9 protein-coding genes and 1 pseudogene are annotated in these 14,716 nt (G+C 63.6%); 4 read left to right on the top strand and 6 right to left on the bottom strand.

The features are described from left to right. The 5 genes from HMPREF3011_RS03275 to HMPREF3011_RS03290 form a co-directional block, all read right to left on the bottom strand. On the bottom strand, nt 1-1,945 hold a 1,945-nt coding region (locus HMPREF3011_RS03275), incomplete at its 3' end, for a condensation domain-containing protein (protein WP_141764747.1). 10 nt (nt 1,946-1,955) lie between these two features. Further along, nucleotides 1,956-3,728 (bottom strand): AMP-binding protein, encoded by a 1,773-nt coding sequence (locus tag HMPREF3011_RS03280; protein ID WP_070841134.1) that lies wholly within the window; start codon nt 3,726-3,728, stop codon nt 1,956-1,958. A 174-nt stretch (nt 3,729-3,902) separates the two neighbouring features. Beyond that, nucleotides 3,903-5,540 carry an ATP-binding cassette domain-containing protein gene (locus HMPREF3011_RS03285; protein ID WP_246821393.1) on the bottom strand — a complete coding sequence of 546 codons (1,638 nt, stop codon included), beginning with the start codon at nt 5,538-5,540 and terminating at the stop codon, nt 3,903-3,905. Next, on the bottom strand, nt 5,537-6,103 hold the full coding sequence (locus tag HMPREF3011_RS11335; RefSeq protein ID WP_246821394.1) for an ABC transporter ATP-binding protein: 567 nt from the start codon (nt 6,101-6,103) through the stop codon (nt 5,537-5,539). The genes HMPREF3011_RS03285 and HMPREF3011_RS11335 overlap by 4 nt, the downstream gene beginning before the upstream one ends. A 107-nt stretch (nt 6,104-6,210) precedes the next feature. Continuing rightward, on the bottom strand, nt 6,211-6,792 hold the full coding sequence (locus tag HMPREF3011_RS03290; RefSeq protein WP_235191264.1) for an ECF transporter S component: 582 nt from the start codon (nt 6,790-6,792) through the stop codon (nt 6,211-6,213). A 459-nt stretch (nt 6,793-7,251) separates the two neighbouring features. Here HMPREF3011_RS03290 and HMPREF3011_RS03295 point away from each other — a divergent pair. After that, nucleotides 7,252-8,356 (top strand): annotated as a pseudogene (locus tag HMPREF3011_RS03295) (IS110 family transposase); the annotation flags it as partial. A 183-nt stretch (nt 8,357-8,539) separates the two neighbouring features. Here HMPREF3011_RS03295 and HMPREF3011_RS03300 read toward each other — a convergent pair. Continuing rightward, nucleotides 8,540-9,991, bottom strand: a complete 1,452-nt coding sequence (locus tag HMPREF3011_RS03300) for a glyceraldehyde-3-phosphate dehydrogenase (RefSeq protein WP_038626244.1) — start codon at nt 9,989-9,991, stop codon at nt 8,540-8,542. A 183-nt stretch (nt 9,992-10,174) separates the two neighbouring features. Between HMPREF3011_RS03300 and HMPREF3011_RS03305 the strand changes: the two genes are divergently transcribed. From HMPREF3011_RS03305 to HMPREF3011_RS03315, 3 genes are all read left to right on the top strand, one after another. After that, complete coding sequence (locus HMPREF3011_RS03305; protein ID WP_038626246.1) at nt 10,175-11,068, top strand: Cof-type HAD-IIB family hydrolase; 894 nt, start codon at nt 10,175-10,177, stop codon at nt 11,066-11,068. Between the two features lie 108 nt (nt 11,069-11,176). Beyond that, entirely contained in the window at nt 11,177-12,823 is a 1,647-nt protein-coding gene (locus HMPREF3011_RS03310; protein ID WP_070841135.1) for a peptide chain release factor 3, read from the top strand. A gap of 67 nt (nt 12,824-12,890) precedes the next feature. Continuing rightward, the gene (locus tag HMPREF3011_RS03315) at nt 12,891-14,591 is read left to right on the top strand and encodes an FUSC family protein (protein ID WP_038626251.1); all 1,701 of its coding nucleotides are present in this window, start codon (nt 12,891-12,893) and stop codon (nt 14,589-14,591) included. The last annotated feature ends 125 nt before the right edge of the window (nt 14,592-14,716 follow it).

The following is a 14,716-nucleotide window of genomic DNA, read 5'->3' on the forward strand; positions in this document are numbered from 1 at the left end:
GCACGAATGCGGCTCCCGCACGCAATGCGCCGACCATGTTGACGATGTCGTCGGGATGCTTGGTGTAGCGCACGATTACCGCGTCCTCCGCCCCGACGCCGGAATCTGAGAGATGGCGGGCGATGCGTCCGGCCCGGGCCCAGACCTCGGCGTAGGTGTACGAGATGCCCCGGGCGGCGAGGCGCACGGCCGGCGCGTCCGGAGTCGCCGCGTATGCGGCTTCGACAAGCGAAACCAGGGTGTCATCGTGGATCGGGCCCGCAGCGTCGTTGTAGCGGGCGACGGCCCCCTCCGTCTCCGCATGACGGATGGGCAGAGCCTCTCCCCCCTCCGCCACCACGTCCAGGGCCTCCGCAACGGCCCCGAACATCGCATCTACCGCAGGGAAGTAATCGTCGACCACGTCCCACGACAACGTCATCCCGCCCGATGCCGGCATCACTTGGATGTCGAGGCACACCTGCGCGGTTTGCGTGTAGATGCGTTCGATGACTGGGCTGCGCCCACTGCCCCGCTCGCCGCCGAGGTAGCTGGTGAACACCACCGGAGCAGTGGCCTGGGTCTGATTGGCCGCATCCCGGAGGAATCGCTGTAGCACCTCCACACCGGAAACGCCGCGGTGAGACAGCCCTTCGCGAATGTCCAGGTCGATCGCCTCCGCCAACCCGTCGATGGTCGCGGCTCTCCCGGCGTCGACGCCGACGAGCATCGATGAAGTGAAATCTCCCATCACCCTCGTGCCCGCGGCGAGGCCGCTGCGTTCGCTGACAGTCACGTTGACCGTCAACGCCGATTCGGGCAGCCACCTGCAGACGACGGCGGCGTTGACGGCCATTACCAGCGACGACAGGGTAACTCCAATGCGGCGGGCCCGTTCGCCGAGCTTGGCGGTGATCTCCGCGTCGAGCACCGTGCCCAAGCGCCGGGTCGACCAATCGTCGTCACCCCTCACGGCCGCCGGGAACTCCGGGCGCCGCGGCAGATCTGCGGCCTTCTTCTCCCAATAGGCGAGGTCCTCGGCTCGTTTCCCGTCGCGCCGGCGCGCAGAGATTGCCGCCAGGGCATCCCCATATCTGGAAGCCGGAGCCGGCGGCTCCCCGGCCAGCAGGGATTCGAGCTCGTCGAAGAACAGGTACACCGAACCCGCATCCATGACGATCATGTTGAAGTAGATGAACATCCTGCACCCGCCCGCATCTGCGAGCAGCCTCGCGGCGACCATGGGACCGTCCTCGTTCGACGATCGCGCCGCGGTTCGCATGTCCCGACGGATCTCCCCCACCGCCGCGTCGACATCGTCGCCGGACCCGACTACCTCGACGGTGGCGAGGCACGCGCCGGTCGGGCTCAAGACCCCGGCATCGACATCGAGCCGATGGAACAGCACGTCGTGACGCCCGAAGACCGTCCGCACGGCCTCCTCCACCTGCGGCAACGAATAGTCGTGCCGGGATTCCGCGTAAATGTACGTCGCTTGGCCGCCAAGCTCGATGTCCTCGTCCGCGCCGAGCAGGTAGGCGGTCTGGATTGGATTGAGCGGGACCGCATCCGCGGGATCGGCCCCATTTTTGCCGGCACAGCCGTCATCTGACTCACCCGTCGCTACAGCGGGGTCGGCCCCGGCAGCGGCGCCTGCGGCAGATCCGGCATCAGCGCCACCCCGGGCGGCGTCGATGACGGCCGCCAAATCAGCGACCGTGACCCCGGGGTCCATCGCCCCGTAATCGATGGTGACCCCGTACTCGTCCTCCAGCGCCAGCAGCATCTGGAGGAAAGTCAGGGAGTTCGGGATGTGGTCGCGGAGTTTCACGTCCGCCGAATCCAGGTGCACGCCGATGGCGTCGGCGATGGACTCCGACAGCCTTTCGGGGGCGACTCGGGCCCCGGTGCGGGCTTCTCCCACGGCGGTAGATGCGACGGCCGGCGCGATCGTTTCATTGGTCATCGTCATCGCCTCAGAGCAGAGCCTCGAGCTTGCGGCGGAGCTTCTTGCCGTTCGACGCGACGGGCAGCTCGTCGACCCACAGAACCCGGGAGACGGGCACCCCGGCGACGCGCATCAGCTCGGTCGTCGCGGACCGGGTCACCGCCTGTTCATCAATCGGAGGTTCATCCCCGTCCGATTGCCCGGCACCGGTCGCATCGTCGGCCTTACGATCGGTCGGGGTCCGCCTGGCCAAGAACACGGCGATCTCCTCTTCGCCCGTGGCTGGGTTGCTCCGGCCGAGAACGGCAACATCGCGGTCAAGCGCATTCTCCAGCACGGCTTCCAAATCAGCCGAATAGTAATTCCGGCCGTTGACGAAGATGATGTCCTTCTTCCGGCCGAGGACGAACAACTCGCCGTCACGGAGAATGCCCATGTCCCCCGTTGCGAACGCCCCGTCATCGGTGAGCTCGTGCTCCACGATCCCCTCTGCTGTGATCGCGGCGCGGGTCATCGGAGCGCCGGCGATGTGGATTTCACCGACGGTGCCGTCGCCGAGGACCCCGCCCCCGTCATCGCGGATGGTCAACGAGATCCCCGGGACGGCCTTGCCCAAGGCGACGAACTCAGCTCCGGACTCGCTCTCGATGTCCTCGAAACGCTGCCCCGTGGCGATGCCCGTCCGGTCAAGTCGCACCGTGGACAGACCTGAGTAGATGTCCCGGGTCGTGACCAGCAGGCAAGCTTCGGACATTCCGTAGGCGGAGGTCAGGGCATCCTCCCGGAGGCCCATGGCGGACATCGCCGCGAGGAACTTCCGGGCCAATGGATCGTCGATGGGTTCAGAACCGCTCATCAGCTTCTGGACGTTGGAGAAGTCGTAACCGTGGTCATCCCCGAGGGGCCGGCGCTCGAGATAGCGCAGGAAATGCTTGAACGCGAAGTTCGGGCACACTGTCACCGTCGGCCGGTGCCTGGTCACGGCCTCGAACCACCTCGGGGGATCGGCGACCACCTCGGAAACCGGCAGCAACACCTGGTCGTACCCACGAAAAAGGGCGTAGACGTGGAAGCCGATCAGCGAAAGGTTGTGGGTCAAAGGTAGCCACGTGAGCATCTTGTTCTCGTACCGGTGCGCGTGGCGTGGGATCGTCGCGCGCAGACCGTTCAGCACGGACTCGTTGGTTACGATGACGCCTTTTGGCGATCCCGTGGAGCCGGACGAAAACTGGATGAGGGCTTCGCCGGCCGTCCCACCTCGCACCGGGAACGCGGGGACCGCCCCGGCGCCATCCCCGGAATCCACGTCCCCCGCCTGAGAGAAGTCCGATTCAGCATCACCCGGCATCGCCGCACCCGGTTCCGCGGCAGCGTCATTGACGATGGACACGTCGAGCAGCCGGTCCTCGCCCACGACCACGGCGCCGTTTGCGCCGGTGAGCAGCGTGTGACTGCGTTCGTCGACCAGGATCGGGGCCCCGGGCATCATGTCCGAGAGCGTCCGCACCCTGTCGACGTCAACCGGGCCCGACACCGGCGGCGCAAGCGCCGGAACCGCGCCGGCGTAGACGCAGCCCCAGAACGCCCGGATGAGCCCGCGGTTCTCCGAAACCTGGAAGATCACGCGATCGCCGGGGCCGATGCCGGCTTCGGCCAACCGAGTCGCAGCCGCCACCGCCTCCGCATGGACCCGGCCATACGGGACGAAGACGTCCCGCCGATTCTCGACGAAGGTGATCCCCTTTTTCGTCTCATCGGCCTTGTCCCGAAGCACGTCGCTGATGGTCCGGATCGTGTTCATTGGTACCTCTTTCGGTTGTCGGCGCCATGCTGGTGCCGGGCGGACCGGGCCCGCATGGCGTGACCCGGAGGATGTGTCTGAAGGGTTGAAAGGGTGAAGCAACTGGGTGGGGCGCGTCTCCGCACAAGCTCGGAAACGCTCGCGGGCCCGGGACCCGCCGGTTCCGGGTGCCCGTCAAGTCACTGCGGACACCAGGGCGACGACGAAGGCCGCGGCGGACGCTGCGGCCACGAACCCGTCACGCACTCGCCAGGGGTGATCGGTGCGGAAGGTGCGCCGCGGATGGCGGCCGAAGTTGCGCATCGCCAGGGTCAGGGACAGCTTTTCGGCGCAGCGCACGGCGCTGACGAACAAGGGAAAGGCGATGCACGCGGGCGTCGTCGCGCGAATGAAGCCGGAGCGGAAAGACTGCCCCGGTCGCATCGAGCGCAATCTAATCGCCCATGTCAGATGGGGGATTTCGCTGCGCAGGAACGCCGCGATGCTCACCCCGGAAATCGCTATGGTGCACCATGTGTAGGGCACCCGGAGGCGTTGCACCATGGCGTCGAAAAGCTCCTCGACGCGCATGCACGCGGAGACCAGGACCGTCCCCGCGAACACGGCCGTCAACAGCAGTCCGTGATGGATGCCGTGGCGGACGGCCTCCGCCGGATCCCCACCGCCGTAGAACTCGGAGCGCCACCCAAGCAGGCCGAAGAACACCCCGATCAACAGGACGAGGAGGACCTTCCCCGCCGTCGCCCGAACGTCGCGTTCCGCGATCGCAGCGAGTGCGAGGAACGCGACCCCCGTCAGCGCGAGAACGGCATCTTCGCCGGAGAGCAGCCCGGCGACGAGGACGAGCATCACCGCCGCGACAATCGTGATGGTGTTCAACCCCGCGCGCCTCCGAGCGGCGGATTCACCGGTCCAGGGGCTTTCGTCCCCGGACGTCCGTACGCCGGCCGCGGGCAGTGCGCGATCCCGCCGGGACGACTCCGGGGCAGCCGGCACGTCGGCCGCGGGACCGGACCAGGCGACCTTCCCTTCGGTGACGATGCTCGCCCGATCCGCCCACGTTCGCGCGGCACGGCGGTCGTGGCACGTGAACACAACGGTTCCGCCGGCCCCGGCGTATTCCGCTAGGGCATCCAGTACGATGCGCGAGCTCGGCGAATCCAGGTGCGCCAACGGTTCGTCGAGAAGCAGCAAACGGCGATTGGCCGCCACCGCCAGGAAGATGCCCAACCGTCTTTTCTGTCCGCCCGACAGGACGAACGGCGAGACGGGGTCAAGTGCCCGGGGGCACAGGGCTTCCCGCAGTTTCCGCAGCTCATCGGCGCCGAGTGGCCCGTGCGGGTCCGTGCCGGCCAGCGCGGAGTCGATTTCCGCGGCGACGGTCGCGCGGGTGAACTGGTGCTCGGGGTTCTGGAACGCCAACGACGCGAAGGCGTCGGGGACGCGCCGGGCAGACGCGCCGTCAATCCGGAGGTCCACTCCCGCCTTCATCTGGCCCGACAGCACCGCCAGCAAGGTGGACTTACCGGCTCCGTTGGCACCGACTAGGGCATGAATCTCGCCCCGTTCCAGTGTCAGATCGGCCCCGTTCAGGATCCTCTCCCCGCCTCGGGTCACGTGGGTTCCGGTCAAGGCCAGCAGTGGAACGGCATCCGCCTCCGATTCCGGATTGGGACGGTCCGGCACCCCCGTGCCCGGCGTACTGGCGTCCGGCGTTCCGGCGGTCGCGGCCGTCGTCGCAATGCCCTTCACCGCGATGCCATCCGGCGCTCCGTGGGCGGCGACGCTCCCGTCCGCATCGAGGATCGTCACCGTGTCGACCCACCCGTCGAACGGGCGGAGGTCGTGCTCGATGAGCAGGATGACGCGCCCCGGGCCCGCAAATCACGGATGGCGGCGAACAGCGACCGGCGACCGTCCTCGTCGACGTGGGCCGCGGGCTCGTCGAAGATCATGACCTCCGGCGCCCTGGCCACCGCACCGGCGATGGCCATCCGCTGGCGTTGCCCGCCCGACAAAGCCCACGGATCCTTCTCCGCGAGCTCTGACAGGCCGAGCTCCGATAGAGCCTCGGCTGATCGCTTGGCGACGATACCGGCTTCCACGAGGGAAAACTCGAGGGCCATGGCCACGTCATCGACGACTCGGAGCGTGAGCACCTGCGTCGCCGGGTCTTGCCCGACGAAGGTGACCAGGTCCCCGTCCACGGGGCGTTCGGTGCCGTCGGCATCGACGATGTGCACGAATCCGGCATGGTCGATGGGGATGTGCGAGGGAATCAGTCCAGCGATGAGGTGGGCCAGGCTCGTCTTTCCGCATCCCACGGGTCCCGTGATGGCGTTGATCGTGCCGAAATCGAAGGAGAGATCCACCATGTCGGGTGCCCATCGCCCATCGGCGTGCCGCACGCCCGCGCCCCTAACCCGTAACCGGGCCGGGGCCGTCCCGCGTGTCGCACCGGCGCACGCGGGTGCTCCGCCGGTCACCGGGTGACCCCGCGGCTGCGAAGCCCCTTTGCGACGGCAAAGCCCAGGACCAAAAACACCAAGCTCGATGCCAAGGCTACGGCGAAGCTGATCAGGGTCATGGGAGTGGTCGGCGAGTCGACGCCGACTGCGCGCGGGGCCATCGGTCCCATCAGCGCGGAGAACAACATCGCCGACGCCACGAACTGGGGACGCGTCCACCGCCGGTACAGGGTGACCATGAACGGAAGCTCGATGAGCAATCCTTCCATAATCAGCGCCCCGATTGCGGCGATGCCGAACGGGGTGGTCGCCGCGGACACGACGCCCATGGCAAGGCACGCGATGAGGCTCGCGCCAAGCTTGCGGACGACGATGAGGGGAACAACGCACTGCAGGAACCACAACCCGAGCGTCGCCGCGACGAGATAAACGTGGGCGATGCCGGCGAACACCTGCAGGTAGGTCAGGGGCACGATGATGAGAGACCCCGCGACGCCGATTGCGGCGGCGACGAGCATGTCGCGGGTGGATGGTCGGCCACCCGCTGCGACCGGTGCGACGTGCACCAACCGCCCGTCATCCGTCTGCGACGCCACCGCGTCCCCGGCTCCCCCTCCGGAGAGGGGCTCTCCGGTCGATCCACGTTTTCCGTTCATCGTCGCCGCCTCGCTTCCGTTGCCGGTTCCCGATCGGGAACACCACCTGAAACAGTCTTAGGTTAGGCAATGCTTATCGCATTACGCCAGGCTCAATTTACTTACCTTACCCCCGCCCCCCCGTTACCGTGATGGTGCCCCCCTCACGGGGCGCGGCCACCAGGCCCGGCATGGCTTATCTGCGTGGATATTTCCATAATCCGGGGGTGTTGCCACCGGGCACCGGGGACAACCGCTGACAGCTAATAGGGACACGGACCAAACAGAGGTCTCGTCGTAACGTGGGTGCCTGCAACGGATGTCCAAGACACCGGCGACCAGCCGCAACAGAAGGACACCACCATGGAACCGTCCACAACACCCGACATCATCATCGGCCTCGACGTCGGCTAAACCGGCCACCATGCCTGCGCGCTGACCAACACCGGCGAGAGAATTTACGACAAACCACTGCCCCAAGACGACGCCGCACGGCGCGAAATCTTCGCGTCCATGCAGGCCCACGGCAGCGTTGTCATGGTTGTCGATCAACCCAACACGATCGGCACCCTGCCCATCGCCGTGGCCCGCGACTGCGGTTGCACGGTCGGAGACCTCCCCGACCTAGCCATACGAAAAGCAGCCGATCTCTACCCTGGACGATCAAAAACCGTCCGCCGGGATGCATTCATCATCGCCGACACCGCCCGCACCATGCCGCACACACTGCGGGCAGTCGACCGCGACGACGAGACACTAGCAGCGCTGAAGATGCTCGCCGGATTCCACGACGACATCGCCAAAGACGCCACCCGAACGAAAAACCGCCTTCGCAGCGTGCTCACACAGATTCACCCCGCACTCGAGCGCGTCTTTGCAGGCGAGATTCTCTCGCGCACGCTGGTGCTGGACTCGCTCATCCACTACGAAGGTCCGACAAAACTGACCGCCGCAGGTCGAGGCCGGGTCCTGAAGTGGATGCGCAACCGCGCCAAGAAGGACCCTGCTGCCCTGGTTGACGCAATTTTCGCCGCCCTTGCCGAGCAAACTGTCACGGTATCCGGCACTGCAGCAGCAGAATTGGTCATTCCCAGCTGGCGGCGAACATCAAAGCGCTTCAAGCACAGCGCGACACGATCGCCGGGCAAGTCGAGGAGATGTGCGAATCGTTTCCCTCTTGCCCAGGTCTTGATGTCGATGCCCGGCGTAGGTATCAAGACCGCTTCTAACATCTTGTGGTCCATCGGCGATTGCCAGGACTTCGCCGGCGCCGCGCACTTGGCCGCTTACGTCGGCATTGCGCCGACCACCCGGCAGTCGGGTACGTCGGTTCGCGGCTAGTTTCCTACCAGGGTCGGCAATAAGCAGTTGAAAAAACGCGATGTTTCGATCGGCGTGGATCGCGTCGAACTGCCATCCCGCATCGTGCGACTACTACCTGCGTAAACGGGCTGAAGGACAGAAGCACAATGCCGCGGTGATGTGGCTTGTCCGGAGCCGCTGCAACGTCATCTATGCCCTGTTGACTCGGCCCATGCATCCGCGCCGAAGCCGCGCAGAACCACGTCCACCAGCGGTAGGCGATAGCGGCCTCCCGCACCGAAAGCTCCGTCCCCTCCCCTGCCCTCCCCATCGCCTCAAACCCCATGGTTTAGGAGGGGGAAGAGGGCGTTCGAGGGCTCAACAGCTCAAGCCCAGGACCGCCGACTTACAGCTCGTCGATGTGCTTGCGCTTCGGGTAGACGCGCGGGCGAGCACCGGCAATCTCCTCAGCGATGCGAACGACCTGGTTGGAGTAACCGAACTCGTTGTCGTACCAGACGTAGAGCACTAGGTGCTTACCGTTGGCGATGGTAGCCAGACCATCGACGATGCCAGCGTGGGTGGAACCAACGAAGTCGGTGGAGACCACTTCTGGTGAGTGGATGTAGTCAATCTGCTGGCGCAGGACGGACTTCAGGGAAACTTCGCGCAGGTAGTTGTTAACCTCGTCGCGGTCGACCTCAGTGTCCAGAGTCAGGTTCAGCACCGCCATGGAAACGTCCGGGGTGGGAACGCGGATCGCGTTACCGGTCAGCTTGCCCTCAAACTCCGGCAGAGCCTTGGCGACGGCCTTTGCGGCACCAGTCTCAGTGAGAACCATGTTCAGGGTGGCTGCGCGACCACGGCGGGAACCCTTGTGGAAGTTGTCAATCAGGTTCTGGTCATTGGTGAAGGAGTGGACGGTCTCGACGTGACCGAACTCGACGCCCCACTTGTCATTGACGACCTTCAGCACCGGGGTGATGCCGTTGGTAGTACAGGAGGCTGCCGACAAAATGTTGTCAGAGTCCTCGATGATGCTGTGGTTAATTCCGTAGACGATGTTCTTTACATCGCCCTTGCCCGGCGCGGTGAGCAGAACCTTGGAAACCCCCTTGGACTGAAGGTGCTGCGACAGTCCCTCACGGTCACGCCAACGACCGGTGTTGTCAATGACAATCGCATCGTTAATGTCGTAGGCGGTGTAGTCAACAGTTGCCGGGTCGTTGGAGTAAATGACCTGGATCGGGGTGCCGTTTGCCCAAATAATGTTGTTTTCGCGGTCAACCGAGATGGTGCCGTCGAATGCACCGTGGACGGAGTCACGGCGCAGCAGCGAAGCACGCTTGACGATGTCGTCCTCACCATTCTGGCGAACCACAATCGCGCGCAGGCGCGGACCGTTGAACAGTGCCTCACGAGCAAGCAGAATGCGGGCCAGCAGACGACCGATGCGTCCGAAACCGTAGAGGACAATGTCGGTCTTCGGGGTGTGAGTCCCGGCACCGATAACCTCGGCAAGCTCCCGCTCGAGGAATGCGCGCAGGTCGCCGCCTTCCTCTTCGAAGCTGGTAGCCAGGGCACCCAGGTCGATGGAGGCGGTGCCGAGATCCATCTTCACCAGTTCCTGCAGAATCGGCAGAGTCTGGCTCAGAGGCAGCTCCTGCGAGGTAATGCGACGGGCGTAGCGGTGCGACTTAATGATGCCGGTCTCGGTGACGTTTTCCAGTCGGCGGCCGAAGATTGAAGTCACGACATCGTTGTTGCGCCGCAGCTGTCCCAGGAGGGGGATCATCTGCTCTGCAAGGCTGATGCGCTCATTCCAGTCATTGCGCTTGATGGGGGCCGAATCCGACATAAATCCTCCTGGCTTAAATGAATATGAGTTCCCCCTCAAAATACCCCGCACACGCCGTTCACCGGCTATCGCCCTCAACTGGGTACCCCGTATTGTGGCCCAGCTTTCACCCAATCGGGGGAGGCATTGGGAGGCGACCTGAGGAAGAAAAGTGAACCCTACTTACCCGTTAGAATTAAAGCCATGACGGAACCCCTGGATATCCAGCAGCAATCTCCTGCCCAGCCGCCATACCGCCTTGTAGTCACGGATATGGACGGGACTCTATTAAATGAAGACAAGGAAATCCCGGATTCCTTTTGGCCGGTAGTCACCGAACTGCTCGACTGCGGTGTCCACTTCGCTCCCGCATCGGGCCGCCAGTACGCCACTCTGGCCGACCAGTTCGCCCCCATTGCACACCGCATCCCAATCATTGCGGAAAACGGCAACTATGTCGCGGATGCGGGCGAGGTGGTCTCGGTTACCAGTATCGACCACGACATCGTCACCCAGTTGGTACACGCGATCCGCCAGTTCAACGACAACCGAGTGGCAGCGGGGCGCACTCCTCTATCGGTTATCATCTGCGGCGCTGCCAGCGCATACGTGGAGTTTTTCCCGCCGCATTTCAATATTTCGGAGGAAGTTCAGCAGCTGCAATTCAACGAGGCCGCCAAGTACTACTTGAAGCTGCAGAAGGTCGATGATGTCATCGTCGCCGCCGCCGAGGACGGCATCGTCAAAATTGCCGCCTTTGATCCTTACTCCGTCGAAGACGAATCCGCCGATTACTTGCGTTCCCAGAGCCCGCACCTGCGCGCGGTAGTCTCCGGTGCACATTGGGTCGACCTCATCGACGCCAACACCAACAAGGGCACGGCACTCGCCGCCCTGCAGGAGGCCCTCGGTGTCTCTCCTGCCGAAACTGTCTGCTTTGTTGACTACCTGAATGACCTCGAGCTCATCGACCACGCAAGCCGTTCGTTTGCCATGTCCAACGGTCACCCGGAAATCAAACGCCGCGCCACCGACATCGCACCGTCGAACGCGGAGGAAGGCGTCATCACGACGCTGCGCGAACTGTTCAACCTCTAACGTCGCCCCAACGTAATTGACCCCTTACCCCACTGGAGCGGTAAGTTAGAAAGGTTGAACCCGATTCCCTTATTCCGATTTTCTTTTTAAGGAAAGCGTAGTCTCCCTGTGACAACTCTCGCCGAAGAAGCAGCACGCCGCCGCACATTTGCCGTCATCGCACACCCGGATGCCGGTAAGTCCACGCTCACCGAGGCGCTGGCACTGCATGCTCATGTCATTAACGAAGCCGGTGCTGTCCACGGCAAGGCCGGCCGCAAGTCGACTGTGTCCGACTGGATGGACATGGAGAAAGATCGCGGCATCTCGATTGCCTCTTCCGCGCTGCAGTTCGAGTACCAACCAGAGGGGCACGACGGCGAACCATACATGATCAATCTCGTCGATACACCTGGTCACGCCGACTTCTCCGAAGACACCTACCGTGTGCTCACGGCTGTCGACGCCGCTGTCATGCTTGTCGACGGCGCCAAGGGTCTCGAGCCTCAGACGTTGAAGCTGTTCCGGGTTTGTAAGTCCAACGGAATTCCCATCGTCACGGTCATCAACAAGTGGGACCGCCCGGGTAAGGCTCCCCTGGAATTGATGGATGAGATTGTTGCGGAGATTGGCCTGCAGCCGACACCGCTGTACTGGCCAGTCGGCGAGGCGGGTGACTTCCGCGGTCTACTGGAGCGTGGCGAGGACGGTGAGGCCAAACAGTTCATCGGCTTCGAGCGCACTGCCGGTGGTGCCACCATTGCCGCCGAGCGGCACCTCACCCCAGATGAGGCCGCCGCGGAACAGGGCGATGCCTGGGAGACGGCAGCCGAGGAGTCCGAACTGCTCTCCGCCGATAGCGCTGACCACGACCAGGAGATGTACCTCGCTGGTGACACCTCTCCGGTGATTTTCGCCTCGGCCATGCTGAATTGGGGTGTCCACCAGATCCTGGACACTCTCTGCGAACTGGCTCCGGCACCTGGCGCCCGCGAGTCCGACCCGGCTGCCGTTGCCGCTGCTGCGGCTGGCGGCCAGGGAGCTATCGTCGAAAAGCGCGAACCGACGGATGATTTTTCGGGCGTCGTGTTCAAGGTGCAGGCGGGTATGGATACGCACCACCGCGACAAGCTGGCGTTCATGCGCGTTGTCTCTGGTGAGTTTGACCGCGGCATGCAGGTCACGCATGCGCAGTCGGGACGCCGTTTTTCTACAAAGTACGCCCTGACAGTGTTCGGTCGGACGCGTTCGACCGTGGAGACGGCCTACCCGGGCGACATTGTCGGCCTGGTCAATGCGGGTTCGCTGGCGCCGGGTGACACCATTTACGAGGGCCGCAAGGTTCAATTCAAGCCAATGCCTCAATTCGCGCCGGAGCACTTCCGCACCCTGCGCGCCAAGAGCCTGGGCAAGTACAAGCAGTTCCGCAAGGCTGTCGACCAGCTCGATGCCGAGGGCGTGGTGCAGATTCTGCGCAACGATGCCCGCGGCGATGCCGCCCCGGTCATGGCCGCGGTCGGACCGATGCAGTTCGAGGTGATGATGGCGCGCATGGAAAACGAGTACAACGTCGAGACCATCGCAGATCCCATCCCCTACTCCGTCGCCCGCCGCACGGACGAAGAGACCGCGCCGGAGCTTGCAAAGCAACGCGGCGTGGAGATCTTCACGCGTTCCGACGGCGCCCTCATCGCCCTCTTCGGCGACAAGTGGAAGCTGTCATTCATTGAGAAGGAGCACCCGGAGTTCACGCTCGAGACGCTGGTCGCTGACTAAAGTTCTCGGTTGCACACAGCGGCAGCGCCAATAACAACCCAATAGAGATAAGGAGATTTCACCAACATTGAGCCAAACGGTTGAGCTTCCTCCGCAACCAAGTGCATGGCAGCTTTTTACTGCCTTCCACTCCCGTGCGCAGAGATGGCCAGGTGCCCTCCGCGCAGCACTCGCGCTATTCCTGCCGGGTGCCGTGGCACTTCTCACCGGCCATGGCTCGGAGATGCTCCTTATCGCCGCTGGTGGTTGCGTGGTCATCTATGGCGAAGGCCACCCCTACCGCAGTCGCCTGCGCGTGATGGCCATCGCCGGACTGTGCCTGGTCGCCGGCGTTATGTCCGGCAGTTTTGTTGGCTCAGTGGTCCACAGTGAGATCGCTTCCGGCGACAGTAATCTATGGCTGCTGCTCATCGCGCTTTTTACCACGACGCTGGCTACCGCCGGCGCCTTTATCCAAAACGCACTGCGCCTGCCACCACCAGGTTCATTCTTCATTGTGATGGTCTCAGGCGGTACCACAATGGTCGCCCGCCTTGGCTTCAACCCGGTTGAAACCGCCATGTGGGCTACCGTTGGTGTGCTTTCGGCGATAGTCATCGGCATGGCACCACGGTTGTGGAATCCGCACGGCCCCGAGATGGCGGCCGTCCAATCCCTTGAATCAGCCATCGAGGCGATGGAAAAATCAGACTCGACATCGTTCGCCGTTCATCACCAGGCGCAAACTGCACTCACCGACGCATGGGAATCGCTTGCCGACGCAGGCATCATCCGTGGCAGCAAAATCGTCAAGCCCTCCCATACGGAACTGGTCAACCGTGTCATCGCTGCTCATCAGCGACTGATTGCTATCCGCGGCCGCTTGGGCGTGCACGGCAGCGCTGTGGACATCGTGGACACACCTAACCTTATCGACGAGACACAGACAACCATTCCACTCGCTCGGCCAAGCGTAAGCTACCGAGTCTTCCGCTCTTTCGAGCGCTATTCTCACGCGTCGATGACTGCGACAAAGGTGGCTATTACTGGCGGCTTAGCTGGTCTCATCAGCGTGCTAGTCGGTCTTGACCGGCCTGACTGGGCGGTGGTCAGCGCATTGATGACTCTACAGTGGGGCCCCGACCGCACCGCCGGTTCGATTCGAGGAATTCACCGCATGGTGGGCTCGATTATCGGCATTTTCCTCTATGCGCTGCTCTTTTCCTTTGGCCTGGACAGCTGGACGCTACTTATCGCGCTTGCAGCCTGCCAATTCGGCGCGGAGATTCTCGTGGTGAAGAACTATGCGCTGACGACGATCGTCACCACTCCGCTGGCGCTGCTGCTGGGCGGAAATGTCGCTGGCGAGCTCGCACCGATTGTGACCGATCGTGTTTTGGAAGTCGGTATCGCCTGCGCGCTGGCTCTCGCTGTCCTGCACTTCTGGCCGACCGAGAGCATTGAGAAGCACTACCTGCGTCATATTCCGCGCTGCTATCGACAGATGGGTGCTCTTCTCGGCGCGCTGCTAACCGGCACTCCGAATCAGGCACTCGATATTCGTCGCGATCTCCAGTACGAGCTGCTCAGCGAGCGCCAGGCCATCTCGTCTCTGGCCACCAACGACCCCAAAATCGCCGCTCCGCACTGGGATGGGCATCGTCGCATTCGCACGGCCGGTTACTTGCTGTTGGACTACTGCCGTACGCATCCAGATATTAGGCCTTCTCACGAAGAGATTTCCAAGCTCGCCGAAGTGGTTCAGGCAGCTAAGTCCGAGGAATACTAGTCCTCCGGCAGCGGAGGCTCCTTGCGTAGGTCGCGGGCGGTTGCCCGGCGTACCTCGCGCGGTTCCTCCTCCGAGCCCCGCGAACGGAACTTGGCCGCGATGTCCTTCAACGAAGACGACAGTGG

This window comes from Corynebacterium sp. HMSC074C04 (genome assembly GCF_001838295.1).
Lineage (GTDB): Bacteria > Actinomycetota > Actinomycetes > Mycobacteriales > Mycobacteriaceae > Corynebacterium > Corynebacterium amycolatum.

What these genes read in the sequence shown, in the direction of transcription:
- HMPREF3011_RS03280 (WP_070841134.1), bottom strand. Translation starts at nt 3,728, where the DNA reads ATGAACACGATCCGGACCATCAGCGACGTGCTTCGGGACAAGGCCGAT.
- HMPREF3011_RS11335 (WP_246821394.1), bottom strand. Translation starts at nt 6,103, where the DNA reads ATGGTGGATCTCTCCTTCGATTTCGGCACGATCAACGCCATCACGGGA.
- HMPREF3011_RS03300 (WP_038626244.1), bottom strand. Translation starts at nt 9,991, where the DNA reads ATGTCGGATTCGGCCCCCATCAAGCGCAATGACTGGAATGAGCGCATC.
- HMPREF3011_RS03305 (WP_038626246.1), top strand. Translation starts at nt 10,175, where the DNA reads ATGACGGAACCCCTGGATATCCAGCAGCAATCTCCTGCCCAGCCGCCA.